Here is a 26,983-nt window from a genome sequence, read left to right on the forward strand (position 1 = left end):
CAGGGGCTGTGGAGTTGGTGGCGGTCGCGGTGGCCGCTGGGAGGTCAGCCGGCCCAGGGCAGGGGCGCGTCGGAGGTGCCCCAGTACAGGGACTTCTGCCGCTGGTAGGCGCGGATCGCGTCGCGTCCCTTCTCGGTGCCCAGGCCGCTGTCCTTCATGCCGCCGAAGGGGGTGGCGATGCTGAACTGCTTGTAGGTGTTGATCCAGACGGTGCCGGCGTCGATGCGGCGCGCCAGGCGCCAGGCGGCCCGGTGATCGCGGGTCCAGATGCCGCACGCCAGTCCGTACACCGAGTCGTTGGCCTGGCGGACCAGGTCGTCCTCGTCCTCGTAGGGCAGGGCGATCAGCACCGGGCCGAAGATCTCCTCCTGGCACGCCCGGGCGGAGTTGGGGAGCCGGTCGATGACCGTCGGCAGGTAGTAGGCGCCGTCCCGGTACGCGTCGCCCTCGGGCACGGCGCCGCCGCACCGCACCCGGCCGCCCTCCGCGCGGGCGAGGTCCACGTACGCGGCGACCGCGTCCCGGTGCCGGTGGTGGACGAGCGGACCGACCTGGGTGCCGGGGTCGGTACCGGGCCCGACACGCAACTTCCTCACCCGTGACACGAGTTCGTCGACGAAGGTGTCGTAGACGTCCCGCGCCACGAACAGTCGCGACCCGGCGACGCACGACTGGCCGCTGGACGAGAAGATCCCGAACAGCACACCGGCCAGGGCCTGTTCGAGGTCGGCGTCGGCCCGCACGATGGTGGGCGACTTGCCGCCCAGTTCGAGCGAGGCGGGGATCAGTCTGGCGGCCGCGACCGCCGCGACGGACCGGCCTGTGTCCGTCCCGCCGGTGAAGCCGATCCGGCCGACCAGGGGGTGGCCGGCGAGCGCCGCGCCGACCACCCGGCCGCTGCCCGGCAGTATGGACAACAGCGCGGTCGGCAGGCCCAGTTCGTCCAGTGCGCGGGTGATCAGGCGGCCGAGGACGAGGGAGGCCAGCGGCGTCCAGGCGGCGGGCTTGAGGAGGACCGCGTTGCCGGCGGCGAGCGCGGGGGCGATCTTCTGTGCGTCGCCGGCGACCGGCGAGTTCCACGGGTTGATGGCCGCGACCACACCGATCGGCTCGTACACGCTCATCGTGAGGTACGCGCCGCGCGAGGGGGTGAGCGCGTCCTGTGCCGTCTCCAGCGCGGCCGCGGTGTAGCGGAAGGTGGCGGCGGCGCTCAGGGCGAGGGCCCGGGTCTCGGTGCGGGTCTTGCCGGTGTCGGCGGTCTGGACGGCCGACAGTTCGTCCGCGGCGCCCTCGATCAACTCGGCTACGCGGTGCAGCAGTCGGGCGCGCCGGTGGGGCAGGAGGGCGCGCCAGGCCGGGTCGGCGGCGGCGCGCGCACCAGCCCTGGCAGCTTCGTCCACCTCGTCCACCGAGGCCGCGCGGAGGACGGCGAGGACCTGCCCGGTGGCCGGGTCCACGGTCTCAAGCGGGGCGCCCGCACCGGGGCGCCACTGCCCTCCGATCAGGATGTCGGTGGAGAAACGCGGCACGACGGACCTCCCGGACCGGTCAGCGGATGGGTCTTGCTCCGAGCGTTGGCGACCCTGAGCGCTAGGAATCTAAGGGCTTAAATATCTCGCGGACAAGACCCGCGGAGGCGGAAAATAACTTTGCCCTTAACCATTGACCGCTTAGGTAACTGTTCCTACTGTCTCCGCAACTTCTCTGTTCGCGGAAGGAACCCCTCCATGACGACTGTGGCCGGCCGACCCGCCGCGGGACCAACGGGATCAATCGCCGCACGACTCGAACGGCTGCCGCACTCCCGCTGGCACGTCAAGGTCCGCTTCCTGATCGGCGCCGTCACCTTCTTCGAGGCGTTCGACCAGCTGATGGCCGCCTCCGCGCTCCCCGTCCTGGTCCACGACTGGCACCTGACGACCGGTCAGGCCACCTTCGCCGTGACCGCCGGCTCCGTCGGCATGCTCCTGGGCGCCCTGGCAGCCGGCTCCCTGGGCGACCGGATCGGCCGGGTGCGGACCGTCGCGCTGGGCGTCGCCGTCACCGCGCTCGCCAGCCTCGCCGTCGCCCTCGCCCACGACATCGGGACGTTCGCGCTCTTCCGGTTCGTCCAGGGCCTGGGCATCGGCGGCGTCGTCCCCGTCGCCGCCACCTACATCAACGAGATCGCACGCTCGGACCAGCGCGGCCGCTTCGTACTGCTCTACGAGATGGTCTTCCCGGCCGGCCTGGCCGCCGCGTCCCTGATCGCCGTGTGGGTGGTGCCCCACCTGGGCTGGCGGGCGATGTTCGTGATCGGCGCACTGCCGGCACTGCTCGCCGCCGCCCTCCCCCGGCAGGTCGCCGAGTCCCCGCGCTGGCTCCAGGCACGCGGGCGGACGGCAGAGGCCGAAGAGGTCCTCGCCCGGATCGAGGCCGAGGTGGCGCGGGCCACCGCCGCACCCCTGCCGGAGCCGGCCGCCCCCACCCCCGCGGCGGCGGCCGCAGCCGCGGCAGACCGCCGAGGACGCCTGCGGGAACTGTTCCAAGGGCGCTACCTGCGCCGCACCGCGGTCGTCTCGGGCCTCTGGTTCGCCGCCTTCTACGTCAACCACGGCATCTCCACCTGGCTGCCGTCCCTCTACACCAGGAACTTCGGCCTGGACCTGACCACCGCGCTGGTCTACACACTGCTCAGCAACGTCACCGGCCTCCTCGGCACGCTGGTGGTCGCGCTCGTGATCGACCGGATCGGCCGGCGCCCGGCCCTGGTCGCCGCGTTCGGCGGCACCGCACTGGCACTGGCGACCCTCGCACTGGCCGGCGCCGTCTCCGGCGGCCAGGTCGCGGTGTTCGCGTCCGGCACGACGTTCTTCGTCTACGCCATCAACGCCGGGCTCTACCTCTACTCCCCCGAGCTGTACCCGACGCGCAACCGCGCCAAGGGCGCGGCCTTCGGCGGACTCTGGAACCGGGCCGGCGTCATCCTCGGACCGATCGTCGTCGGCACGATCCTGGGGGCCGGCGGCAGCCTGACCCTGGTCTTCGCCCAGTTGGCGGGCCTGGCCGCGGTGGGCACGGTGATCGCCCTGTTCGCCGTCGAGACGAAGGGCAGGACCCTGGAGGAGCTCAACTCCTGAACCCGGGCGGTTCCTCGGCCACCCGCCACGCACCGGGCGCGGGGCCAAGCCGTCGGCAGGAGGGCGCCCGGACGGCAAGATGATCCGCAGCAGCGTGTTCCCTGTGCGGAGAGGTGACGGTGACAGTGGTCGGGACGGACGTGCGGAGCGGTGGCGGCCGGCGGGTGCGGGGCGGCCTGTGGTGGCCGGCCCTGGTGAATCTGCTCCTCGGCGTCCCGGCGATGGTCCCGCTCTTCCTGGCGCGGTGGCTGCTGGTCGAGTACCTGCCGATGGACTGCCGGACGGTGGCCGAGGCGACCCGGCCCGGCCTCACCCACTGCAACTACAGCACCCTCGATCACGCGGATGGGGTGATGTTCCTGCTGGCGGTGTCGGGACTGCTGGTGCTGGTACTGGTGGCGGTGGTGGACGTGCTGCTGCCGCTGCGGCGGCGCGGGCGGTTGGGATGGTGGCTCGGCGCGGCCGGGTTGCTTCCGGCGCCGTTCGCGACCGCGCTGGCACTGGCCTGACGCCGGGCACGGGGACCGTCCGGCGTCCGGGGGTCAGAGCGCCGCACGGCGGGTGCGGCCGGGGTCGCCGCCCTGGTGGGCCACGGTGAAGCGGGACGGCGGCAGGCCGAACGCGCGGGTGAAGGCGGCGGTGAACGCGGCGGGCGAGGCGTAGCCGAGGCGGCCGGCGACCTCGCTGACGGACCCGGTGCGCAGCAGCGGAACGGCCGCGAGCAGGCGGGCACGGCCGCGCCAGACGGCGGGGCTCTCGCCGGTCTCCGCACGGAAGCGGCGGGTGAAGGCCCGCTCGCTCATGGCCGCCCGGCCGGCCCACTCGGCGTTGCCGACGCCGACGTCCGGGGCGGCCAGGTACCCGCGGCAGAGCGCGGCCAGGTCGGCCGAGGCCGGGATCGCGACGTGGAACGGGAGGGGCGTGCGCGCGGCGATCTCGTGCAGGAGGAGCGTGGCGATGCACCCCTCCCGCCCGGACAGGCCGTAGTCGGCCTCGAACTCGACGGCGCTCAGCAGCAGTTCCCGCAGCAGTGCCGGCACGTCCACGACCGTGCAGGTGGCAGGCCACCAGGGGACGGCGTCCGGCTCGATGTACAGACTGCGGGTGCTCACCCCCAGCATGCGGACCCGGTGCCGGGTGGCGGCCGGAATCAGCACGGCGCGTTCGGGCGGAACGGTCCAGGTGCCCTCGGCGGTGTCGACGACCATGACGCCGGTGGCGCCGTAGAGGAACTGCGCGCGTCGGTGCTCGTGCCAGTCCAGTACGTGGCCGGGCGGGTAGTCGGTGCCGATCGGGAGGACCGCCCGGTCGACGTGGTCGACGGCGTCCAGGGAGACGTTCTTCACCCGGCCACGGTACTGACCGGGCGCTGGCCGGACGCCGGCCGGGACGCGAAGGTTTGGTGCCGAGCTTCGCATGCGGGCAGGCCGGTGGAGCTGGTGGGGTGGTCCCGTGGACGTTGTGGCATTGATCGGTATCGGACTCCTCACCGGGGTGACCACCGTGCTGTTCGGGTTCGGCGGCGGTTTCGTCGCGGTCCCGGTGGTGGTGTGGGCGGACGCCGCGCTCGGCGCGGACGCGATGCGGGTGGCGACGGCCACCTCGGCCCTGGTGATGGTGGTGAACGCGGGGTTCGCCACGGCCGTCACGCCGCGGCGGGTGCTCTGCGCCCTCCGCGGCAGCGGCGGGCTGCTCCTCCTGCTGGCGGCCGGCGCCGCGGCCGGCGCGCTCGCCACCCGCCTGGCCCCCGGCGCCCTGGTCCGCTGGGCGTTCGTCGGGTACGTGGCGCTCACCCTCGTCGACCTGCTCGCGCGCCCCGGCTTCCTGCGCCCGCGCGCAGGGGTCGAGACGGCCTCCCCCGCGCCGCGGCCGCTACCGGCCCTGCTCGGCGCGCCCATCGGTGCGGTCGCGGCCTTCCTCGGCGTCGGCGGCAGCGTCATGACCGTGCCCGCGGTGCGGCGGGCCGGCCACACGATGCACGTGGCGACCGCGCTGGCCAACCCCCTCACCCTGGCCATCGCGCTCCCGGCCACCGCGGTCTCCCTGGGCGGCGCCGCGCTCCCGACCGCCGGCGGCGCACCCGTGCACCTGGTGGGACTCGTCGACCTCGGCGCCGCCGCGGCGCTGCTCGTGGGGGCCTTGCCGGTGATCGCCGTGCTGCGACGGCGCCCACCGCGGATCCCGGACCGGGTCCACGCCCGCGCCTACGTCGGGCTGCTCGCCCTGGTGGGGGTGGCGATGCTGCTGTCGGGATAGGCCGGGTCCGCGCAGTCCCGTCGTTCGCCCGGAGGGCGGGTCGGGCGCCGAACGGCAGGCGGGACCTTGCGGACCCGGCCCAGGCGCTCACGACGACCGGGACCGTCATACGGTGCGGCGAGGGGCTCCCATACAGTCGTTGTGACGATCACTCACTGCTCCGTCCCCAGGGAGTCCCCGCATGAAGGTCCTGCTCCGACTGCTGCTCCTGGCCGCCTTCCTCTTCAACCTCGGCTCGTACTTCCTCTGGGACGGCTCGTTTCAGGCTCTGATGAGTGTCGGCTCCGGCGTGCTCTGCCTGGCGGCGGCCGGCGGACTCTGGCTGCTCCGCAGTCGGCGCGCGGCGCCCCGCGTCCCGGTCGTCTCGTGAAGTGATCTCGTGCGGCGGGTCGCGGTCGGGTGACCCGTTGCCATGAACTGCCCTACGCCGCCTGGGAGTTCGCCTCCTCAGGTTGTCCTGGCAGTCCCGGCACGTCCATCGCGGGAGCCGCGGCGGGGATCCGGTCACCACCCCGCCGACGGCTCCGGTGTGCTCAGGCACCCACGGCTGACGCCAACGAGTCCTGCAGGAGGCCGAGCCCCTCGGCCAGTTCCTCGTCCGTGGACGTCAGGGGCGGCATGAGCTTCACCACCTCGTCGCTGGAGCCCGACGTCTCCACCAGGAGCCCGCGGGCGAACGCCGCGTCGGCGACCTGCCTGGCCATGCGCGGCTCCCGGAAGGCCAGCCCCCACACCAGGCCACGACCGCGCAACTCGGCCACGTACTCCGTGTGTTGATCGGCGAGATCGCCCAGCCGCTGCTCGAACAGGACGCTCCGCTCTTCGGTCTGCTTCTCCAGGGTGCTGTCCGCCCAGAACTCCCGCAGGGCGGCGGCCGCCGTCACGAAGGCCGGGTTGTTGCCGCGGAACGTGCCGTTGTGCTCGCCCGGTTGCCATACGTCCAACTCGGTGCGGAAGAGCGTGAGGGACATCGGCAGGCCGTATCCGCTGATGGACTTGGACAGGCACACGATGTCCGGGGTGATCCCGGCGGCCTCGAAGCTGAAGAACGGCCCCGTGCGGCCGCAGCCCATCTGGATGTCGTCGACGATCAGGAGGATGCCCCGGCGGCCGCACAGCTCCGCGAGGTCGGCGAGCCAGGTCAGCCTGGCGGGGTTGACGCCGCCCTCACCCTGCACGGTCTCCACGATGACGGCCGCGGGGAGGTCCACACCGCTGCTGCTGTCGGCGAGCAGGCTGTCCAGCAGCTTCAGCCCGGACACCTGGTCCCCGGAGAACCCGTCGTAGGGGAGGTGCAGGGTGTGTCCGAGCGGAATGCCGGCGCCCGCGCGCTTGGCGGCGTTTCCCGTGACGGCCAGCGAACCCAGCGACATGCCGTGGAAGGCGCCGGTGAAGGCGACAATCGTCTGACGCCCCGTCACCTTACGGGCCAGCTTGAGCGCGGCCTCCACACTGTTGGTCCCGGTGGGACCGGGGAACTGCACCCGGTAGTCCAGTCGGCGGGGATCGAGCACCCGCGCCGCGAACTCGGTGAGGAAGTCCTCCTTGGCGGCGGTCAGCATGTCCAGGCTGTGGGTGACCCCGTCCCGCTCCAGGTAGTCGAGCAGCGCGCGCTTGAGCACGGGGTGGTTGTGACCGTAGTTCAGGGCGCTGGCACCGGCGAAGAAGTCCAGATAGGCGCGGCCGTCGCGGCCGAACATGCGGCTGCCGCGCCCCTGCTCGAACACCACAGGCCAGTTCCTGCAGTAGCTGCGGACTTCGGACTCGATTGTGGGGGCGTTCATGATGTCTCCTCGGAGATGGAACCGGATAACGAATCCGTGGTGAACGGAGCAGGTGCGCACGGATGCCCATCGCCGTCGTGGGCGTGGGCGGCGCGGGGTAGGAGGGGGTGGCGGCCGGGTGCGGTGGTCGACCGCACGGCCGCCGACGGCAGCCGGGTGAACCGGTGGTCCGGGCCGAGGGCGCAGGCGCCGACCGCCACGCCCATCGACCTGGCCACCGAACGGCACAGCCCCGGCACGCCCACGCCGGCACCGCGCGCCGTCACGGCGCGGCCTCCGCGGACGCACACGGCACCAGGCCCATGGCGGTACGCCGCCGCCCTCGGCCGGTGGCCCCGGGCATCGGAACCCCCAGGGCCACCACGGCGAGGCGGCGAGTGGGACCTGCCGGACAACTGCGTAGGAGCTTGGCCATCACTCATCCACCGGACAGGAGGGGCACGGCGAGGACCGTCATGCCCACGAGCACGAGCAGTACCGCGGCTCCGGCGGACCGCAGGAGCGGCCCACCGCGGCGCACGGCGGCGGCCGCCGCCAGGGCGTAGCCGATCAGTGCCGCCGCGGCCGGCCCCAGCAGCAGGAGCGGGACGGCACCGTCCGCAGCCGCCCCCGCGCAGGCGAAGGCGCAGCAGGCGGCGCCGACGGCCGCGATGACGGCCTTGGCGGGGCCTCGTTCGGCGGGCAGCCGCCCGCTCGGGCGCAGCCGCGCGGCGATCCGGGCGGCGGTGCGCACGTTGGTGAAGCAGTACGAGGCCAGCACGGTCGCCGTCGCGACGGCGAACACCCAACGCAGCGGCGCGGAGACCGGATCCTGGGCTGCCGGTGCCCCGGCGGCCAGCCGCTGGACCGCGGCCAGCCCCAGGTAGACGACGGCCACCGAAGCCGCTCCCAGGGCCACGCCCGCGGCGGTGCGCCGCCGCCCGGCAGCGGCCTTGGGGACGACGGCGGTGACCGATTCCCATCCGACACCGGCGAAGAACAGCGCCGCGAGGGCCAGCCACTCGGCACCGCCGGACGAGAGTCCCGGCGGCGCGAGCGGCGTGTGCGCACCCGCCGCGGGCGCGGCGGGCCAGCCCCATGCGGCGCAGGCCAGTGCCAGGACCCCGGTGACCCAGGGACGCAGCCGGAGCACGACGGCCGGCAGCGACAGCGGACCGAGCGCCGCGAGCACGGCCACCACGAGGATGCCGAGGGCGAGCAGCAGACCGCCGGTCCCCGGACGCGGCAGAGCACCACCGGCGGCCGTCAGCAGGCAGGTCGCGGCGAACCATGCGATCGCCGCCTGCCCCGCGGTGAAGGCGATGGCGAAGGCGCCGTCCACCGCCCGTTCCGCCCACGGGCCCAGCAGGGCCCCGACGGCACCCGCCAACGTGGTCGACCGCACCCTCGCGCGGACCAGCAGGGCCAGCACGAGGCTGACCGCTGCACCGAGCAGGAGGTGGCCCGACCAGACGAGGAGGCTGTCGCCGCCCGCCAGGGCCGCGACGACGGGAGGCATGATCAGCATCCCGGCTCCGAGGACCCCGCCGGAGAGGTGCCCGGCGATCTCCAGCTCCGGCCGCCGCGCCGTTCGGTCACCCGTAACCGTTCCCGGTCGGCGCGGCGGGAACGCCGCGCCGGGGACGGAGGTGCCTGCCGGCTCCATTACCGAAGACGCTTCCGCAGGCCCTCTGCGATGACCTTCGCCCTGAGCGACAGAAGGCTGAACGAACCGGCGTCCCCGATTCCGTGGGAGGACTCGCACAGGCCGTTGAGGAAGAGCGTGGGCGTGCCGGCGCCCAGCGGCTGCACTTCGTAGTCCGGGCCGACGGCCAGGTAGCCGTGGCTGTCGAAGGCGAAGTCGTCGGCGATGCCGCGCATGAGTGCGGGGACGCGCTCCTGGTGGGCAGCCGGGCCGAGGTCGCGGAATCCGGTGGCCAGGACGACGAAGTCGGCCCGTTGCCGCTCGGACTCCCCGGTGTTCAGCTCCTCGACGTCGAGGTGGACGCCGTCCTCGCGCACTTCGAGGCCGCGCACCTGGCGGCTGCCGCTGACGAACACCTTCTGGTCGTTGTCCAGGCGCTGCTCGTAGATGAGCCGGTACAGCTCTCGCAGCACGTCGCCGTCGGCCGACGAGTAGTTCGTCAGGCGCATGAAGGAGTCGACGGCGTTCTTGCGCTCGCGGGAGGCGCGGTAGTAGTAGTCGGTGAACTCGGGGAAGTACCCCTCCTCGCTGAACGGACTGGTGTCCTTCTGACGGAGCGTCAGCGAGCGTACGAGGGTGTCCACCCGGGTGCGGGGATAGCGCCGCGCGAGGTCGAGCGTGAGCTCCACCGCGCTCTGACTGCCCCCGATGACCGTCACGGCGCGCGGCGACCCGTCGCCCTGTCCCGCCACGCCCAGCTCCTCCAGCTGCTGCAGGGCCGGCAGGTAGCGCGTGAGGTGGAAGACGCGCGGGGAGTCCACCGCGTCGAACGGTTCCGGGATGAAGGGGGCACGCCCGGTGCCGATCACCAGGGCGCGCGCCTGGTGGGTGTCTCCTGTTGCGGTGGTGACGGTGTAGACCGGACGGTCCTCGGCGTCCCGGCCGACGGCGACGTCGCGGACGTGCACGCCGTAGTCGACGAGGTGGCCGAAGTGGCCGGCGGCCCAGGAGACGTACTGCGCGTACTCCTTGCGCAGCGGGAACTCCATCGGGACGTTGAGGTGCTCCAGCAACCGCCCGTTCTCGAAGAGGTAGTTGATGAAGCTGTAGCGACTGCGCGGGTTGCGCAGCGACACGAGGTCGCGCACGGGGTGGTTCTGGATGTCCGACCCGTCGAGCATCATGGCGCTCTGCCAGGACGGAGCCGGCCTGGCTTCCAGGAAGCGGACGTCGAGGTCGTGGCCCTCTTCCTCCAGGGCGATGGCCAGAGCCAGGTTGGCCGGACCGAAACCTATGCCGAGCACATCGTGGCAGCGGGTCACTGTTCCCCCTTGATGGAGAGCGAATGTGAGTAGTGGAGCCAGGTCGAGGGCGCCCCGGGAGCTGCGGCCTCGCGCAGGAAGCGGTCGTACAGTGCCTGGGCCGAGCGGTTGTCGGGCGCGGTCTCCCAGGTGAGGCGGGAGTGGCCGCGGTCGCGGGCCTCGCGTGCGGCCGCGTGCAGCAGCGCCGTTCCGACGCCCGCCTCCCGACCGCCCCGGTGGTCGGGATGGACGTACAGGTCGTTGAGGAGGGCGACGGTGGTGGCGCTGGTGGAGACGCGCACCCAGAAAAGGGTGGCGAAGCCGATCGTGTGCGGCCCCTGACGGGCGGCCAGCTGGAGTCCGTGGGGGTTTTCTCCGAGCAGTTCGCCGAAGAACCGCCGGTTCGCGGAGTCGTCGGGATCTCGGCCGTAGAACCTCTGGTAATCGGCGATGAGTGGGAGCACTGCCTCGAAATGGGACGCGTCCACGCGCTCGACGAGGAAGCGTGGAGCGGCTGCGTCCGGCATGGAACACCTCGATGCTGTGTTGAGGGGGGCGTCGGGTGGTGTCGGTGCCGCCGGGCGGGCGGCTGTCAGGCGACGTCGGAGAAGGCGTCGGCCACGTACGCGTCCGCGAGGCGGCGGCCGGCCTCGGGGGCCGTCTTGACACCGCCGCCGTTCCAGCCCCGCACCGACCACACGCGCGGCACGCCGGTGGTCTCCAGCAGGCCGGACGCCTGCCCGCCGCCCTCGGGCGAGCCGTAGGCGTCCGCGGCCCGGACCGTGCCGAGGTGCACCGCTGTCGTCAGCCACGGGAAATGGGCGGTGAGCGCGGAAACGGTGGCCTGCGCGTGCGCGGGGTCCGGCGGCGCGTCGAGGGGGGCGTCCCACACCAGATGCGGCATCCCGATCAGCGTCCGGTCCGGGCCGACCGGCTTGGCGTACAGCCCGGTGCGCAGGTCGACGAAGGTCGCGTGGGACGGCGCGGGAGGGCGGCGCTCGACGACGCTCACCTGGATCGATCGCGAGCGGACCGGCGCGGCCGGCCGCAACCCGGGCACCGGGTCGGCCGCCCAGGGCCCGACCGCGGCGACCACGGCCCCGGCCCGGACCACGCCCGCGTCGGTGACCACCACCGGGCGTCCGCCGCGTGCCTCCACGGCGCGCACGCGCACTCCGTGGCACACGACGGCACCGTCGGCGCGTGCCTGTACCAGCCAGTCCGCGGTGACCTCCGCCGGTGCCACCCAGCCGGCCTCCGGCTCGACGAGGGCGACGCCGCCGGCCAGGCGTATCCCCGCCACCTCGTCGCGCCCTGCCACCACGTGCGCCGAGGTGTGCAGCGCGCCGTTGATCTGCCCGGCGGCCGCCAGGAGGGCGGGCTCCTGGTCGGGGTGGGCCGCGGTCACGGCGCCGACGGCGTGCAGCGGGGCCCGCCCCGACGCCCAGCACCCGGGATCCCGGTACGTGGCCAGGCTCGGCAGCGCCAGTTCCGCCATCATCGGGTCGGCGTCGTAGGCGCGCACCATGCCGCCGGAGCTGCCGGTGGCCCCGGCGCCCGGCTGCGGCGCCTGCTCGACCACGACGACCGACACTCCCCGGCGTGCCAGGTGGTGCGCGAGGGAGGCACCGGTGATCCCGGCGCCCACCACCACGACGTCCGCATCGGCGGGTAAGTCCCCGCCGTGCGGGGGCGCCGCCGTGCCGGCCTGGCTCACGATCGCTCGTTCGCGGCGGGGACGGCGGCCGTTGCGGGCGCGCTCGACGCGCACCGGGTGCCGGAAGGCAGGAAGGACCAGTCGGCCTCGCGCACCGGTTGTGCGGGCAGGCTCAGCCAGTCCCAGACCTGCTGGGACAGCTCGGGGGTGACCGGCCAGGCCAGTGCGGCGAACACCTTGGCCGCCAGGTACTCCAGGGCCAGGCTGGTGCGCGCCTCCTCCGCCAGCGACGGGAGCCGGCGCAGCGCCTCCTCCGTCGCCCGGAACTCCGCGGCGCGGGCCACGAAGGACTCCAGCAGCTGGACGTAGCCACGCGCGCTGAACGACTCCGGGAGCAGCAGACCGTCGAGTTGACGGGTGGTCAGATTCAGGTAGCGGTAGAACTCGCGGTGCGCGTCGGTCCAGGCACCGGTGCCCGGCACCTGGCCGCCGCTTTCCTCGGTCAGCGCCGCGAAGCCGCCCAGCCACTCCCGCGCACCGCGGTACAGCGGGTCCTGTTCGAGCTCGCCGGCGCGCTCCTGGGTGATCCGCGTCACGCGTCCTTCCGGGGCGTTTCGCAGCAGGGCCAGGCGTACGGCGTCCGGTCCCGCGGCGGCGAGCGCGTCGTCGGCCCAGACCGCGTGGCCCCGGCTGGTGGAGAACTTCGCGTCCTCCAGGTGCAGGAACTGGTTGGTGACGAACGCGGTGGGCAGGTGCTCGGAGAGCTCGGCCGCGAAGGCCAGGACCGGCAGGAGGACCGCGTAGTAGAAGCTGTTGTCGTAGCCGAGGAAGAGCGTGATCTTCGCCGGGCCGTCCTGCTCGGACTCGGCTCGGGCCGCGTCCAGGAAGGTCAGCGCGAGGTCCGCCCAGGCGTCGAGGGCCTGGCCGTCGCCCAGGGCGACGCCCCACTCGCTGCTCCGGCCGAGCCGGTACGGCGGCAGCCCCTCGTCCAGCAGCCGCTCCACCAGGGCCAGCAGGTCGGGCGAGGTGTAGGAGCTCCGCAGGTAGTCGCGCAGCCGGTCGGCGTAGGCGTTGAGGTCCAGCCACAGCGCCCGCTCCGGGCGGGTGACGGCCGGGGTGCCGCAGATCCGGCACTCCAGACCGGTCAGCTCCCGGGCCTCGTTGGGCCGGCCGCAGGCCTCGCAGATCTCCCCGTCGCTGGCCGCGCCGCAGTGCCCGCAGCAGCCGCGTGCGAAGGCCTGGTGCAGCGACAGGTCGCACTTCGGGCAGTAGGCGGTCTCCCGCTCCTCCTCCGTGGCCGCGGGCGAGGAGGCCACCCGGGCGAGCAGCTCCCGGATCCGGTCGGCGTGCTCCGGGTCCCCGGCGGGACGGGTGAGCCGGTCGCAGCCGACGGCGGCCGCGCGCAGGGTCGCCAGGATGGCGTCGCCTTCGGCCGTGGCCACGTCGACCGGTTCCGTACCGCGCAGTCGCGCGGCGGCGGCGACGTACGACTGGTGGTCGTCGGTGCCGGTGACGTACCGGGCGTCGCGGCCCATGCTGCGCAGCGCGCGCACCAGCATGTCGGCCCGGACGTACGGGCCCGCGAGGTGGCCCAGGTGCAGGCCGCCGTTGGGCGTGGGCGGGGGGCAGAAGACCAGCGTCCGCTCGGGGAGCGCGTCGCGCGGCGGGGCTTGCTCCAGGACCTTGACGGCGCTCGGGATGTGCTCCCAGTAGACCGAGACGATGTCGAACGCCTCGTCGGACTCGTTGCGGATCTCGTGGTAGCCGAAGGGCGACAGGTAGCAGACCGAACCGGGGCCCAACTCCCGCTCCTCGTCCCCGAGTACGACGACGGCCTTGCCGGCCAGGACGATGAACATCTCGCCGTCCTGGTGGGCGTGCCGCTTCGAGACGGTGTGCGCGGGGACGCTGCCGAAGACGGACCCGAAGGGCAGCCCCTCGATGTCGGCGGCGGACAGCATGGGTTGAAGGTGCATTTCGTAGGACCAGGTCATCGCCGACCTGTCGAAGGCACGCGTGATCACAGAAATTCCCTGGGTGGTGTGGAATGGATGAGGTGGCTCAGCGCTCCGGCGACGCAGACCGCGGGCCCGCTGGGCAAGCGGACGGCCTGTTGGCGACGGTCGGGATGAGCCGTGCAGTCTCCGCGGCCGGCCCCCACGGCGGCAGGGCGGGCGAAGCGCGACACGTACGCGGCGGGTGGACGGCGCGGCCCGGTGCCCACCCGGGCCGGCGGCACCGCCGCCCTCACCACCGGTCCGCGCGAGGTGGACACGGTCTCCGCACACGTCTTGCCGTGGCGGCGGCCGAGCGTCGGGTGGGCGCGGTCCGGGAGGTCGAGGAAGGCCGGGTCGTGCAGAGCCGGGTCGTCTGCCGGACGACGTACCCGGTCTCCACGAGGAAAAGCGGCTGTCGCGGTCCTACTGGCTGCCGGTGCCGACGACCGGCAGCCAGGAGCGGCCCTCACTCGTCAGGCGCCGGCCTTTCGTCCCTCGGCCATGCCGCGCAGCCGCGTCGGGGTGCCGTCGGAGTCGAAAGGCCGGCGGAAGCTGAACGAGACGGGCGTGGGACCGTTGTCGTGCAGGTGCTCCAGCCGATGACAGGCGTCCGACCAGGTCGGGATGGTGTCGTCGGAGACCCACCACATCGCGTAGCTGGGCCACTCGGGCTTGAGGAACCACTCGTGTCGCCTGCTCAGAGTGCTGCGATGCAGGCCCGTGTAGACGAAGGAGAAGACGGAGTCCAGATCGGTCCACAGCGACAGGGTGGAGGCACGGCTGTCGGTCTCATTGGTCCGGCCGCCCGTGTAAAAGCGCGGAACGTCGAACTTGCCCCAGTCCCCCCAGTCCCGCTCGAAGTTGGTGAGATGACTCTGACCGGGGTCCTCTTTCGCCCGAGCGATGAATCCCGAGCTGTTTTCCGCCTCTTCGAACGTGGGCGGCGTCAGGTCGTCGAACTCCTGAACCTCAGGATTCCCGTACGGCTTCTTCAGGATCGCGAAAGTCGTGAACGCGACGCGCGACATCAGTCTCTGTCCTCCCCTTATGTGTACCCTGCCAGGTCTGAGCCCTAAAGGTCGCTGTCTCTCGCCGCGGTCCCCCGGCGGTTTACGAAGCCACCTCGGCCTTGTCGGCGGGCTGGGCCGCGGCCACCGGCGGAATCTTCCGGGTGCGCTGGATGGCCAACAGCACGCCACCGATGAGCAGTACGATTCCGAACAGCTCCAACAGCGGTGGCATACGGCGATACCACGCGAAGACGTAGATCAATCCAGAAATCATCTGGACAACGGCAAGCTGTCCCGCGATGGAAATCGGCACCAATCCTGAGGAACGGTTCCAGAGTACCGTTCCGACCCATGAGACGAGCACCCCGAGAACCACACTTCCGATAATTACGGGAAGGAGGCTCGATCCGTCGATGTGCATTCCGCCGGAGACGCCGGCGATCGGCAGGGCGACCAGTGAAAGCTCCAGCGCGCACAGACCCATGAGCGTGGACCAGTTGGCCGACGAGATCTCCGGGTGCCTCCTGAGGAAACTGGCATTGGCCACCGCGTACCAGGTCCACAGGCCGAGCGCCACCAGCGTCGACGCGATACCCATCACCCACGTCATTCCGGAGTGACCGCTGAAGGCGGTTCCCCAGTCGACCTCCTTGAGGTTGACCAGGACCAGACCGACCGTGATGAATCCGAGCGGAAGCAGCAGCCGCGAGAACGGAAACTCCTTGCGGACCCAGTTGCCGGTCAGCGCAACGGTCACCGGCAGCGTTCCGATGATCACCGTCGAGATGGGCGACCCTGCGTGCGTGATCCCTTGCACCAGAAAGAAGTAGTAGCCCACGTGACCGGCGAATGCGAACGCCAGGGCCGTAAGCCATATCCGCCGGTCCAAGCCGCGCATCGCAGCGCCGCGGGTGAATATCACGACACCGACCGACACCACTCCGAAGCAGAGGTACCGGCCCAGCGCGACGGCGACGGAATCCGAGGTGGGGAGCAGCACCGGGATCAGAAATGCCAGACCCCAGAGCAGGTTGGCGCTGATGCCGCACAGCACCCCGATGACGAGTGACGGAGCTTTAGTCATACGCATATCACAGTTTCTTGAATCTACGGGCCTATGGGTCGGGCTAGCGTTTGAGACCAGCGGCACCCCGGGACATCAGCGCGCGCATGAGGTCCCGCTGGAACTCTCCCGGCATCAGCATGCGACCAGTGAGGGCCAGATATTTCTGGCTCAGTTCCTGATTGCCGCTGATAGCCTGGAACATCCTCCGCCGGGACGCCTCGTTCTTGTCGACGAGAGAGTCCCCGCAAATACCCTCGGCATGCGGGAGGATGACGTCTTCGAACCGCTTCTGATACTCGGCCAATCCGTCTCCGAGATCGGTCTTGTCCAACGATCGGTCAGCGAACGAGCGGGCCAGCAGATCTGCCGACACCAATGCGAATCCGCAACCGACGCCGCTCATGGGGTCCAGCGACAGCGCCGCGTCCCCGACGAAGGGGATCGAGCCCGATACCGGCTGACGTATCTGGCTCGGATAGTCGCTGTAGCCCAGCAGGCCCGTCTCCGGGACCGCATCGGACATCGATGGTGCGTCCGGCAGGCCGTCGAAGTAGTTCAGGAACTCCTGGAGCCGGCCGTCCGCGCCCTGCCACCCCTCCACCCGCGCCTTGTCCGCGAAGAGGACGAGCTGGGTCCTGCCTTCGACGAGCGGATAGACGCAGGCCAGGTCCCGCTCGTTCATGATGAAGACCGAGCGGTTGTCCGGCCGGGTCTTGATCCCGGAGAAATAGCCGAAGAGGGCAGCGCGCTCGTTCGGATGGGATTCGGTCGCGTTGCCGAGCTCCTTGGCCAGCCGCGAACGGCGCCCGTCCGCGGCCACCACCAGACGGGCCCGGAAGCGCTGGGATCCGGTCCCGTTGCTCGTGTCGAGAATCCAGCCGGAGTCGTCCTCCTCGATTCTCTCCACGGTGGTGGCGTCGAGGTACTGGACGCCCTGCGCCCGCACGCCCGCCCGCAGTGCGGGGTCGAGCACCCGCCGTTCGAGATTGAGCGCGTAGGAGTCCGGCGGCCCGGGGACATAGCCGCCGGGGCCCTCGACCACTCCCCCGGGCGTCACGAAGACGGCCTTGGTGAGCACGGACGAGTCAGGCTCGTAGAGGTGGGACAGCCCGAGCTCGGCCAGTATCGGCACAGAGTGCGGCTGAATGAAGTGGGTGCAGAGCCGCTTGTGGGACTGGTCGTTCATCGCCTTCTTGTCGAAGACCGCGACCCGGTATCCCATCTGGCTGAAGCGGATTGCGGTGGCGCAGCCGGCGATGCTGCCGCCCACCACCGCGACATCCAACTGCGACTGGTCGAACTTCTGAGTGCTCACAGGTCGACTACCATCTCTCTGCTCGGGCTGACGCTGTCCCTGCTGCCTAGCCGGCGCATCCGCAGTCGACGTGGACAGGGGCCTCGCATTGGGACGCCAGTCCCTCGATGGCATGGCCGTCCCGCTTCCACCAATCCAGACCGCCGATCAGCTCCTTGACCCGGAAGCCCGAGGTCGCCAGTTTGATCGCCGTCTTGGTGGAGGCGTTGCAGCCGATGCCATCGCAGTAGGCGACGTACAGCGGCGTTTTGGAGAGACCGGCCAGCGACTCCTGGGAGATCGAGCGATGCGGAATGCTGATCGCGCCGGGAATATGCGCGAGCTCATACGACTCGGTGCTCCGGCCGTCGACGACGACCAGGTCCTGGCCTTCTTCGAGAGCCGCCTTCAGGTCCGCGGAGTCGATCTCGTAGGCCAGCTTCTCCTGGTAGTAGTCCAACTGCGAGCGCTGTTCTCGGGACATGTCACTCTCACTTGAGGTCGAGTCTTCGACTTCCATGAACCGGTCGGCAATGGCGAAAAGGTCACCGAGGCTGCTCGGAGTGACCAGGGAGTCCGCGTGCTCTCCCATGTCGACGCCGCAGTCTTCCAGGAGCGTGACCAGGACACTGATGGTCAACAGGGAGTCCAGGCCAAGGGTGTTGAGTGTCGTGTCGTCGGGCAGCGGGTCGAGGTCCACCGGCTTGCCCAGTGCCGCCTCCAGATATTCGGCGACCTTATCCTTCACCGCTACAGACATGGCTCCACCTTCTCAATAGGCTCGACGGCGCCATCGGCCGACCGTGCGAAATAGTTGGAGTTCGACTGCTGAGCTGCTGCCGCGAGCCGTTGAACCAACTGACGCTCATCGGCCTCGGCGGTCGATGCGGCTGATACCGCGGGCGACCAGGCGAACAGGGTCGGACGCATATAGCCGGGCAGCAGACCGCCCAGGTGCGCCTCCACGTCGGCCACCACCCGTTGCGCCTCCGACGTGACGACGAGAGCGACCACGTCGCGCTGGTTGCGTTGGACCACGGCCACCAGCGCCCGGTCGACGCCGGGACAGCTCAGGGCGGCCCGGCGGATCTCACTCAGGTGGGTACGGCGGCCCGCCAACCACCTGATCTCACCGTCGTCGTGACGGTGGAACACGATGTTGCCGTCGTCCGCGTAGCTGCAGATGTCCCCGGTCCGGAAGTAGGGCGTCCCGTCCACATCGACGACGAGACGGGCGGTCTCCCCGGGATCGTCGAAGTAGCCGCGCATCACCTGCGCGCCGCCGACCCAGAGTTCCCCCTGCGCACCGGGCTGATGGAGTTCGACCCCATCCTTCATGATCTTCGCGTCCATGCCCCGCAGCGGTCGCCCGATGGGGTACGCGGCCCCGCCCTCCGCGGCCTCGTCCTCGATCTCGTAGGTCAGGCAGAAGATCGTGGCCTCGGGCGGGCCGAAGGCGTGCACGACGCGGGTCTCCGGCAGTTGCTGTTTCCAGATGCGCATGACGGCGGGGTCGCAGACCTGGGCCCCCGTCATCACCGTCTCCACGCCGGGCAGCTTGGCCCGGGTGATCTGACGTCCGTCCCCGGTGATCATGGCCAGGAGCATCGAGACCGCGATCAGATGCGTGATCCGCTCACGGCCGAGTACGGAACGCATGATGGCGCCGGCGGGCAGATTCCGGAATTGATAGACGAAGGCTCCCAGCGACAAGGGGAGCAGCGTGTCCTCGAACGACACATCGACATGAAAGGGAGAAAGGCTCAGAACGCGGGACTCCGCCGTGAAGCGGAGCACCTGGTTGTGATTGCCGAAATAGGCGAGGAGGCCGGCGGCGCTGTTCTCGACGCCTTGCGGCTCACCGGTCGAGCCGGAGGCAAAAATGATGTACACGGCCTGGTCCGGCCGATGGGGCACGGTGGAATGCGTCGCCGGCCCGGAAAGGACCGCGTCCAGCTGCTTCTTGCCCAGCCAGCGGTCGGTGGGAACGATCGGATCCCGGTCGTCCAACGCGATCACGGCCACCGGCTCCAGGCGCGTGAGCAGTCCGCGCAGCCGGTCCACCGGTTCGGAGGCGTCGAGTGGGGCGTAGACCGCTCCGCACTTCCAGACGCCGAGCGCGATCATCGGCATGACCGCGCGCTTCTCGGCCAGGATCGCCACGCGATCCCCCGCGCCGACCCCCTGCTCGGTCAGCCGGGCCGCAACGGCCTGCGCGCCCTGTTCGAGCTGGGCGAACGTGTAGCTGACATCCCCGTCGTTGATCGCCGTGCGGTCCGGCCACTTGCGGGCCGGAGCCACCAGCAGATCACCGAGCGCGGGCGCCGGATTGTTCTCGTCGGCAGGATCGATCGACCACGGTGGTAATGCTAACGACTCGGCTTGGAATGCCACTCTCAATCCTGCCCTTCCGTCCGCATTTCTCGCATAAATGCTAATGACCGGCGATATCGGCCGTCAAGTAAATTGATAACCACGGTGCCGTGAATTCGATGGGCGGCTAAACATGTGTTTCATCGACATGAAATGCGGCCTCGGCGATCTCGGCCACGGCACTCCTGGCGGAATCCAGCTTCCCGGCGTACAGGCAGAAGTCGTGCGGCAGATCCGGGAAGTGCTGATGCCGCAATCCGACCGACCGGTCGGCCAACTGCCCCGCCCAGGCGAGCCCTTCGTCGCGGAGCACGTCGCAGCCGGTCGTCACGATCGAGCAGGCCGGCAGCCGGGCCAGATCCCTCTCCGTCAGGGCGAACGGATCGAAGGCGCGCCCCGAGAAGAAAGGTTTCAGTACCGACTTGAACAGCCGCATGCTGCCGCTGTCGAGGAAGTAGCCCTCGCCGAACGCCCGGTAGGACTCGCGCTCCGCCCCGAGGTCGAGGACCGGGTAGATCAGCACGATGCGGGAGAAGACGTCGGGCAGGACGCGCAGGCCGAGGTAGAGCGCGAGCAGTCCGCCGACGCTGTCGCCGGCGATGACGAGCTGACGGTCCCCCAACGTGCGGCATCGTGCCGCGATGTGTCCCGACAGCCGCTCCACCGACTGCTCGACGGTGTGCTCCGGCGCCTTCAGATAGTCGAACGCCTCAACGGGCGCGCGCAGGGCGCCCGCCAGCGTCCGCAGGAAGGGCTGGAAGACGGCCGTCGAGTAGTAGACCATCCCGCCGCCGTGGACATACAGGACGTAGGGGCTGTCCGCGGCCTCCTGCGCCGGCCGGACGACCACCGAGTGCTCGCCCTCTTCGACCGACGCGCCGTCGTCCGGATCGACCACGCTTCCGAAGCGCGAGATCCAGCGCTCGGCGTTCACCCGGTCGTCCGCGAGCGAGCCGGTGGACGCCTTCACCGCCATGATCTTCCTGGCGGCGGCCAGGCGGCCGAACTCGACGTTCAGGGTCCCGGCCGGGTCAGGCATCGCCGTCCCCGTCGATGGGCCGGACGTCCCCACCTGGCGAGAGCGCGAAGTGGGTCGCCGTCGACCCCTCGGCCGCCTCGGCGAGCCGCCGCATCAGCCGGTTCTCGTCCGTCTTGCCCGTCGAGGACACCGTGAGCTCGGGCGACCAGGCGACGAGCGCCGGGCGCATGTACTCGGGCAGCAGGTCCACCAGGCGCTTCTCGACGTCCGTCACCACCGACCGGTCCGGCGCCATCACCACGAGGGCGATCACGTCGTGGCCGTTGCGCGGGACCAGCGCGACGGCCGCCCGCTCGACGCCCGGGGAGCCCAGCACGATCTGCCGGATCTCGCCCAGGTGGATCCGGCGGCCGGCCAGCTTCACCTCGTCGTCGTTCCGGCCGTGGAACACGATGTTGCCGTCCTGGTCATAGCTGCACATGTCGCCCGTGCGGTAGTAGCGGACGCCGTCCACCTCGACCACACGGCGGGCGGTCTCCTCCACTTGGTCGAAGTAGCCGCTCATCACCTGCTCGCCGCCGATCCACAACTCGCCGGCCCGACCCTGCTCGTGGACCTCGGCCCCGTCGTCCACGATCCGCGCCGCCACCCCGCGCAGCGGCCGGCCGATCGGGTACGAGCTCATCCGCTCCGCGTCGGCCCGCTCGATCTCGTGGGTGACGCAGACGATCGTCGCCTCGGTCGGCCCGTAGGCGTTGATGACGCGCACCTCGGGGAGGCCGGTCTTCCAGACGTTGATCACACCGGGGTCGCAGACCTCCGCGCCCGTCATCACCATCTGCAGGCAGGGGAAGTTCTCCCGGGTGACGTGCCGCCCGTCCTCAGTGATCATGGTCAGGAGCGTGGACACCGCGATCACATGGGTGATCCGCTCGCGCTTGAGGATCGCGCGCATGATGGCGCCGGCATGGACGCCGCGGAACTGGTAGACGAACGCGCCCAGCGACAGGGGCAGCAGCGTGTCCTCGATCGACACGTCGAAGTGGAACGGGGACAGACTGAAGACCCGTGACTCCGGCGTGAACCGGAGCACCTCGTTGTGGTTCCCGAAGTACGCGACCAGGCTGGCGACGCTGATCTCGACGCCCTTCGGCTCTCCCGTCGACCCCGACGTGAAGATGATGTACGCCGTGTCCTCGGGCCGCTTCGCCACGGCCGGCCGGTCCGGGGCCGGCCGCGACAGGATCCCGTCGAGTTGCGTCCGGCCCACCCAGCGGACGTCGGCGACCGACGGCTCCCGGTCGTCCAGCGCGATCACGGCACTCGGCTGCAGGCGGCCGAGCAGGCTGCGCAGGCGGGGCACCGGCTGCGCGGCGTCGAGCGGGACATAGACGGCCCCGCACTTCCAGATGCCGATGGCCAGGACGGGCATGAGCGCGCACTTCTCGGCCAGGATCGCGACCCGGTCGCCGCGGCCGACACCCTGCTCGCTCAACCAGGCCGCGAGCGCCCGGGCCTGCCCCTCCAGCTCGGCGAACGTGAGGCCGCCGCGTCCGTCGTGGAGCGCCGGGCGGTCCGGCCAGTTCGTCGCCGCCGCTCGGACCAGGTCGCCGAGCTCGGGCGGCGGTAAGGCCCGGTCGGCGGAGTCCAGCGACCATGGAGGCAGCGCCGCGGGCGCTGCCATGGGTATAGAAGTCTCCGTCACGAGACGCCCTGCCCCTCAACGTCGTAGTGGAAGCGAACCTTGGATTTGGCCGTGGCACCCATGCGCCCGTAGAAGCCGATGCCGAGCTCGTTGTCCGGAGGGGTCTGCCACTCGGCCCAGCCGCATCGATGCGCGACCGCGAACTCCCGCAGCCGCTCGAAGAACGTGCGGCCGAGCCCCCTCCCGCGATACGGCTCGCAGAGGTAGAGGCAGTCCATGTAGGCGAACGGTTCGGCGCCCCAGGTGGCGAAGTCGATGGTGACGGTCATGAAGCCGCAGGGCTCCCCGCCGTCCGTCGCGATCCAGCCGTACAGCGCCGGCCGCTCCGAGAAGAACGCCGAACGCCAGCGTTCGACTTGGCCGTTCTCGACGAACTCCGCCTTCTCGTACGCCGCGTGCTCGCGGCAGAGCGCCAGCAGCGCGTCCAAGTGGCTCGGCTCGATCGGCTGCACCTTGATGTCGCGGCTCATACCCACCCCGAGAAGGTCGTGTCCAGGTACGCGTCGAGCGAGGTCCGGTCCAACCGGCCTTGTGCCAGCACGGTGTTGACCCAGGCGTCGCGCTCGAACTTGATGACCTCCAGCTCCCAGACGCAGGCGATCAGGTCACGCTGGACAAGCGGGGTGACCGTACTGTTCCCCTCGGCGTCGACCGCCGAGCCGCGCACCCAGTGCTTGAGCATGTTGGCGTCGTACCACTGGCTCACCAGCAGGTAGGTGCCTTCCGTCCCGTAGTGCAGGATCAGGAAGCCGACGGGGTGGTCCCCCTGTTGGAGGGGTTCGCTCAGCACCGAGGCGGCCTGCTGCCGCAGCCACTCCGGCTCCGGGAGGGTGGCGGAGCTGTCCGGCTCCGCGAACATCCCGTACACCTTCAGAGTCCGGCCGCACACATCCAGCGGCGGAAGCGCCTTGACCAGGCGCGGCGAGTACGTCAGCGGGTTCACGAGACGGTATTCCCCATCCGCAGGTCATTTGACTGACGGCGTTCTCCGCCCCCAGGCAATGTGGCCATCTCCATCATGCGCTCGTTCGCCTCCGAACTGCCTCAGATCGTCGATACGGAAGTTATTCATCCGCTTCACGACTCATGCGGTATTCGATCTGGATCTCTCTTGGCTGCGCCCAGAGTGGCGATCCATGAGAAAGCTACTCTGCTGTCCGTGTAGGTACTAACGGCTGGGAGCGTAAAAGTTCATTGCGCCGTTGGCCGCAAACATTCAGATACCTTGAGGTCTGCTCACTGATTGCACTGGAGCCCGCCTTTCGACGTCATGCCCATATCTCCTTCCGGTCGGGGCGTGCGGGCGTTCCCGGCGTGCCCGGGTACGCACCGACTCCGACCGCGCCGAGGCGGTCCTCGTTCCTGTCGTTCATGTCATTGCCGCTGGTCAGGCGGATATTGGCAGGGCGGTGAGCCGCCACCGGCAGACGAGGTCGACCTCGGCGGGATGCACCTCGGACGGCCTTGCGTCGGTCATGGCGAGACATCAAACGAGCCCAAAGGGCAGTACCCCTCGGGAGAGTTGGGAATGAACAGCACCGCGACCCCTGAAAGCAGGTCCGGGGCGGATCAGCGTTCATTCCGGCGAGAAGCTCCGCGGAGCTCAACCTCCACCGGGTATCGCGGCAGAACCGCGCCACGCCCTCCGCTATGCACAGGAGACGTCCGAGGCTCCCTCCGCAAGTGCACTGTCAAAAGTCCCGGCTTCTGCCGCGAGACTCCCCATGACAGCCCCCTCCATCGTTGCACTCCACGAAAGCTGACCACTCCTCACAGTTAAGAAGCTAACCGGATCATAGGGGCTAGGGCGGATGCGGTAAATGGTCGAGTCGGCCTGAGTAACCGTCATTTTCTATGGAGGGCTGGGTCATGACGGCTGTTGGCCCTCTGGAGGATCCGCCAACCAGAGGCCGAACTGCCGACACTCGTGCAACTGTAGATCGGTGCCGATGGATCATGTCAAGCATTGGCAGGCGAGTTCCCAAACATTGAGATCCACAGCGCCAGTTGACATAAGGGTTTGCCATCAACCCTCATAGATTCGGTATTTGACCGACCATCAACTTGCCTCCGGGCCTTGCGACTTGATAAACGCGCGTGCAAGGATCCACCTGCCCGCCAGATGAGCCCGTGCGCCACCAGTACGGGTACCTGCGCACAGGCCGCGAGTATTAACTCGATGTTTAACATCGCCGGGCTTGACGCCCCTTGATCCGTGCGGCGCGCTCGACCATCTCACCGACCTCACGACGCCGGCCCCCGCGCCCGTTCTTCGAGCCCGGAGGTCGCCCCGATCCCGGCCGGGACGGCTGCGGCGCGGCCGCCGGACAAGCCGCGGTCGCCCGGACATCACCCAATCTCCCCTCGCACCCGCGCGGGGTCGAGGCAAGGCCCGGCCAGGCGCTCTCAGGGGCGGCGCAAGCCCTCGACCAGCGGGCGGGCGGGGCGGAGCCGGGCGCGAGCGGCGACAATCAGCCAGGCCCGCGGGCCGACGGCGCCCGCGCGGCGACCCCTCGGGGCGGCCCGGCCCGGCACCTGGCCCATGAGCCGGAAGGTGCGCTCCGCCGCGTCGCGCGCCGCTCGTGGTGTTGCGGTCGAAGGCCCGGGGACGCCCCGTCGATCGCCTCCGTCAAGTGCCCCGCACACATGACGGAGCACGCCCGCCAGGCACCCACGAAATTATCGCCGGCCCCGCCTTACCGAGGTCGGCCATCCGACCACCTGACCAGCGACGCAACACAACTGACAGGTCATCAGGAGAGGCGCCCAATGAGCGCCACATCAGCATCGGGATATCGCTCGCACCACCCGCACCGCACGCCATATGCACCGACAAAATTGCAGGTCAGGCTCCCTTTGGGGGCGGTTCAAGGATCGCCACACACGCCACGTGATGCACCGTGGGAACGAAGTGGAAATCGTGGCACCGACCAGCGCGCCAAGACTGGGGCCGAACTCCCCTCCCCCATTGAATTCCGGGCCGCCCGAACATTCATCGACAATTATTACTCCGGCAACAATGCCTCGACCTGAGGAAATCGGCATTGCATGGAATAGCCGCAGGACAAGGCCGACACGGATGGTTTTCGGCGGTCTACGCAGCGCACATGAAATGCACACGATGGTGCACGGGGTCTAGCTTGAAGAGGGAGGAGGCGATCGCACCTGATCGTGGACGCCAGGCGCCGACACCGCGTGACGTGTCCGGTCATTAGTGAGCCCATCACCTTCTGAGGCGAGGGAGCCACCCATGTCAGACTTGATCATCATCGGGTACGAGAACGCGGAGCAGGCCAGGAAGGCGGAAAACCGCATCCAGGATCTCGAACGGCAGCACGTCGTCGTCCTCACCGGCTTGGCCGTGATCTCCGCCGACGCCAACGGACACATATACGTCGACACACACGACGACATCCCGCGTCGGGCCATCGCCACCTCCGCCACCGCGGGAGCGCTGTGGGGCCTGGTCCTCGGCATGCTGTTCCTCATGCCGGTCATCGGGCTGCTGGGCGCCGCAGTCGGTGGACTGGCGGGCAAGCTCAGCCAGTCCGGTCTCGACAAGCGGTTCCGCGACCGCGCCCACGAGTTGCTCGAACCGGGCAAGGCCGCCGTCGTCGTCATGACCACAAAGCTCAAGGAGGACCAGTTCGCCGCCGCCCTGCAGCCCTTGGGCGGAACGGTGCTGAAGACGTCGCTGTCGCAATCCGACGAACACGAGCTGGAGCAGCAGCTCATCGGGAGCCCGCAGCCGGCCTGATCGGTCCGGGGCGTCGACGGCGGCGCGAGGATCGTGGGACACCTCCGGGAGCCTGGGCAGTTGGGCGGTTCGGCCGTTCGGCGATGGGGGGATGGGCCGGTTCGCCGGGCAGGGGCGGCGTGGTCGTCCGTCGGTGGGTGACGACCCTTCAGGCCGAGGTGCCGCGGCCCTGGGCGGTGAGGCCGACACTTCCGGCGAGTTGCAGGACGGCCTGGTCGAAGAAGGCGCTGCGGGCCTCGACGACCCGGTTGAACTGGCCGAAGAGCTCGAAACTCAGCAGCCCGAAGAGCTGCGCCCAGGCCCCGATCAGACGGGCCAGTACGGCGGGCGGCAGCTCGACACCCAGTTCCGCGCCGAGCGCCAGCGCATCGGCCACCACCGCATCGGGCAACGGCTCCGCGGGCTCCTTCAGCAGGCCGGCGGCGTACGCGTCCCGGGCGACGCCGATGAGCGTGAGCCCGACCCGGGCGGCGGGCTCCGTCGTCGTGTGCGGCGCGTGGTAGCCGGGGACGGGCGATCCGTAGATCAGCGCGTACTCGTGCGGATGGGCCAGGGCCCAGTCGCGTACCGCGGTGCAGATGGCACACCACTGGGCGGTGGCACGCTCGGCGGCGCGACCGCGTGGAGTGGTCGAGGCCGGAGTGGTGGAGGGCGGAGCGGTGGAGGGCGCGGGGTGGGCGTCGCGGGCGCGCTCGGCGGCCGCGCCGAGCGCGTTGTAGGCGTCGACGATCAAGGCGGTGAGCAGGTCGTCGCGGCTGGGGAAGTAGCGGTAGAGCGCGGATGAGGCCATGCCGAGTGCGCGTGCTACGGCCCGGAGGGAGAGCTTGGCGGCCCCCTCGGCGGCCAGCTGCTTGCGGGCCTCGTCCTTGATGGCCTCGGTGATTTCGCTACGGGCCCGTTCCCTGGCTCCTCTAATCGCTGTCATGAAGAGCAGTGTGACAGCTCTCAGAGCGCCGAACAAAAACGAGAGCACTGCTCTTGCTTTGGCGCACGGTTCACGTGCACACTGCTCCTAAGCGAGAGCACCGCTCTCGAATCAGAGCAACGACCCGCAGTCTGGC

General features: G+C 70.3%; 23 protein-coding genes. 5 read left to right on the plus strand and 18 right to left on the minus strand.

The window, feature by feature from the left end; genetic code table 11:
- Nucleotides 1-44 precede the first annotated feature (44 nt).
- On the minus strand, nucleotides 45-1,529 hold the full coding sequence (locus tag CG747_RS34170; RefSeq protein ID WP_100605758.1) for an aldehyde dehydrogenase family protein: 1,485 nt from the start codon (nucleotides 1,527-1,529) through the stop codon (nucleotides 45-47).
- A 198-nt stretch (nucleotides 1,530-1,727) separates the two neighbouring features.
- Here CG747_RS34170 and CG747_RS34175 point away from each other — a divergent pair, with 198 nt between their 5' ends.
- Both CG747_RS34175 and CG747_RS34180 read left to right on the plus strand, forming a co-directional pair.
- A complete protein-coding gene (locus tag CG747_RS34175) occupies nucleotides 1,728-3,119 on the plus strand; it encodes an MFS transporter (RefSeq protein WP_100605759.1) in 1,392 nt (463 codons plus the stop codon).
- A gap of 113 nt (nucleotides 3,120-3,232) precedes the next feature.
- Nucleotides 3,233-3,628 (plus strand): hypothetical protein, encoded by a 396-nt coding sequence (locus tag CG747_RS34180; RefSeq protein WP_219621562.1) that lies wholly within the window; start codon nucleotides 3,233-3,235, stop codon nucleotides 3,626-3,628.
- Between the two features lie 33 nt (nucleotides 3,629-3,661).
- Here CG747_RS34180 and CG747_RS34185 read toward each other — a convergent pair whose 3' ends face one another.
- On the minus strand, nucleotides 3,662-4,465 hold the full coding sequence (locus CG747_RS34185; protein ID WP_100605760.1) for a helix-turn-helix domain-containing protein: 804 nt from the start codon (nucleotides 4,463-4,465) through the stop codon (nucleotides 3,662-3,664).
- A 70-nt stretch (nucleotides 4,466-4,535) separates the two neighbouring features.
- Between CG747_RS34185 and CG747_RS34190 the strand changes: the two genes are divergently transcribed.
- Together CG747_RS34190 and CG747_RS34195 are read left to right on the plus strand one after the other, a co-directional pair.
- Nucleotides 4,536-5,375, plus strand: coding sequence for a sulfite exporter TauE/SafE family protein (locus CG747_RS34190; RefSeq protein WP_180985814.1), 840 nt, complete (start codon nucleotides 4,536-4,538; stop codon nucleotides 5,373-5,375).
- 181 nt (nucleotides 5,376-5,556) lie between these two features.
- Entirely contained in the window at nucleotides 5,557-5,745 is a 189-nt protein-coding gene (locus tag CG747_RS34195; protein ID WP_100605762.1) for a hypothetical protein, read from the plus strand.
- A 163-nt stretch (nucleotides 5,746-5,908) separates the two neighbouring features.
- On the opposite strand, the gene ectB is transcribed toward CG747_RS34195, so the two are convergent.
- The 15 genes from ectB to CG747_RS34270 form a co-directional block, all read right to left on the minus strand.
- Nucleotides 5,909-7,159: a diaminobutyrate--2-oxoglutarate transaminase gene (gene ectB / locus CG747_RS34200; protein ID WP_100605763.1), complete on the minus strand. Its 1,251-nt coding sequence runs from the start codon at nucleotides 7,157-7,159 to the stop codon at nucleotides 5,909-5,911.
- A gap of 418 nt (nucleotides 7,160-7,577) precedes the next feature.
- The gene (locus tag CG747_RS34205; protein ID WP_257980919.1) at nucleotides 7,578-8,666 is read right to left on the minus strand and encodes an amino acid:polyamine antiporter; all 1,089 of its coding nucleotides are present in this window, start codon (nucleotides 8,664-8,666) and stop codon (nucleotides 7,578-7,580) included.
- A gap of 137 nt (nucleotides 8,667-8,803) precedes the next feature.
- Entirely contained in the window at nucleotides 8,804-10,105 is a 1,302-nt protein-coding gene (locus CG747_RS34210; RefSeq protein ID WP_100605764.1) for a lysine N(6)-hydroxylase/L-ornithine N(5)-oxygenase family protein, read from the minus strand.
- Nucleotides 10,102-10,611, minus strand: a complete 510-nt coding sequence (locus CG747_RS34215; RefSeq protein WP_100605765.1) for an N-acetyltransferase — start codon at nucleotides 10,609-10,611, stop codon at nucleotides 10,102-10,104. Before CG747_RS34215 ends, CG747_RS34210 begins: the two co-directional genes overlap by 4 nt.
- A 65-nt stretch (nucleotides 10,612-10,676) precedes the next feature.
- A complete protein-coding gene (locus CG747_RS34220; RefSeq protein ID WP_257980920.1) occupies nucleotides 10,677-11,801 on the minus strand; it encodes an FAD-binding oxidoreductase in 1,125 nt (374 codons plus the stop codon).
- Complete coding sequence (locus tag CG747_RS34225; protein ID WP_100605766.1) at nucleotides 11,798-13,765, minus strand: class I tRNA ligase family protein; 1,968 nt, start codon at nucleotides 13,763-13,765, stop codon at nucleotides 11,798-11,800. The genes CG747_RS34220 and CG747_RS34225 overlap by 4 nt, the downstream gene beginning before the upstream one ends.
- Before the next feature lie 446 nt (nucleotides 13,766-14,211).
- Entirely contained in the window at nucleotides 14,212-14,766 is a 555-nt protein-coding gene (locus CG747_RS34230) for a DUF3291 domain-containing protein (RefSeq protein WP_100605767.1), read from the minus strand.
- Nucleotides 14,767-14,848: 82 nt separating this feature from the next.
- A complete protein-coding gene (locus CG747_RS34235; RefSeq protein WP_180985815.1) occupies nucleotides 14,849-15,832 on the minus strand; it encodes a DMT family transporter in 984 nt (327 codons plus the stop codon).
- 43 nt (nucleotides 15,833-15,875) lie between these two features.
- Nucleotides 15,876-17,129 carry an NAD(P)/FAD-dependent oxidoreductase gene (locus CG747_RS34240; protein ID WP_257980921.1) on the minus strand — a complete coding sequence of 418 codons (1,254 nt, stop codon included), beginning with the start codon at nucleotides 17,127-17,129 and terminating at the stop codon, nucleotides 15,876-15,878.
- A gap of 46 nt (nucleotides 17,130-17,175) precedes the next feature.
- Nucleotides 17,176-17,868, minus strand: a complete 693-nt coding sequence (locus CG747_RS34245; protein ID WP_100605770.1) for a rhodanese-like domain-containing protein — start codon at nucleotides 17,866-17,868, stop codon at nucleotides 17,176-17,178.
- On the minus strand, nucleotides 17,859-19,502 hold the full coding sequence (locus CG747_RS34250; RefSeq protein WP_100605771.1) for an AMP-binding protein: 1,644 nt from the start codon (nucleotides 19,500-19,502) through the stop codon (nucleotides 17,859-17,861). The genes CG747_RS34245 and CG747_RS34250 overlap by 10 nt, the downstream gene beginning before the upstream one ends.
- Before the next feature lie 106 nt (nucleotides 19,503-19,608).
- Entirely contained in the window at nucleotides 19,609-20,520 is a 912-nt protein-coding gene (locus CG747_RS34255) for an alpha/beta hydrolase fold domain-containing protein (RefSeq protein WP_257980922.1), read from the minus strand.
- Nucleotides 20,513-22,165, minus strand: coding sequence for an amino acid adenylation domain-containing protein (locus CG747_RS34260; RefSeq protein WP_100605772.1), 1,653 nt, complete (start codon nucleotides 22,163-22,165; stop codon nucleotides 20,513-20,515). Before CG747_RS34260 ends, CG747_RS34255 begins: the two co-directional genes overlap by 8 nt.
- Nucleotides 22,162-22,635, minus strand: coding sequence for a GNAT family N-acetyltransferase (locus tag CG747_RS34265; RefSeq protein ID WP_100605773.1), 474 nt, complete (start codon nucleotides 22,633-22,635; stop codon nucleotides 22,162-22,164). Before CG747_RS34265 ends, CG747_RS34260 begins: the two co-directional genes overlap by 4 nt.
- Nucleotides 22,632-23,108, minus strand: coding sequence for a hypothetical protein (locus CG747_RS34270; protein WP_100605774.1), 477 nt, complete (start codon nucleotides 23,106-23,108; stop codon nucleotides 22,632-22,634). Before CG747_RS34270 ends, CG747_RS34265 begins: the two co-directional genes overlap by 4 nt.
- 2,307 nt (nucleotides 23,109-25,415) lie before the next feature.
- Here CG747_RS34270 and CG747_RS34275 point away from each other — a divergent pair.
- Nucleotides 25,416-25,922: a DUF1269 domain-containing protein gene (locus tag CG747_RS34275; RefSeq protein WP_100605775.1), complete on the plus strand. Its 507-nt coding sequence runs from the start codon at nucleotides 25,416-25,418 to the stop codon at nucleotides 25,920-25,922.
- A gap of 148 nt (nucleotides 25,923-26,070) precedes the next feature.
- Here the strand turns inward: CG747_RS34275 and CG747_RS34280 are convergent, their stop codons facing one another.
- Nucleotides 26,071-26,847 carry a TetR/AcrR family transcriptional regulator gene (locus tag CG747_RS34280; RefSeq protein ID WP_100605776.1) on the minus strand — a complete coding sequence of 259 codons (777 nt, stop codon included), beginning with the start codon at nucleotides 26,845-26,847 and terminating at the stop codon, nucleotides 26,071-26,073.
- Nucleotides 26,848-26,983: the final 136 nt, after the last annotated feature.

The organism is Streptomyces sp. CB02959, from assembly GCF_002803155.1.
Taxonomy (GTDB): domain Bacteria; phylum Actinomycetota; class Actinomycetes; order Streptomycetales; family Streptomycetaceae; genus Streptomyces.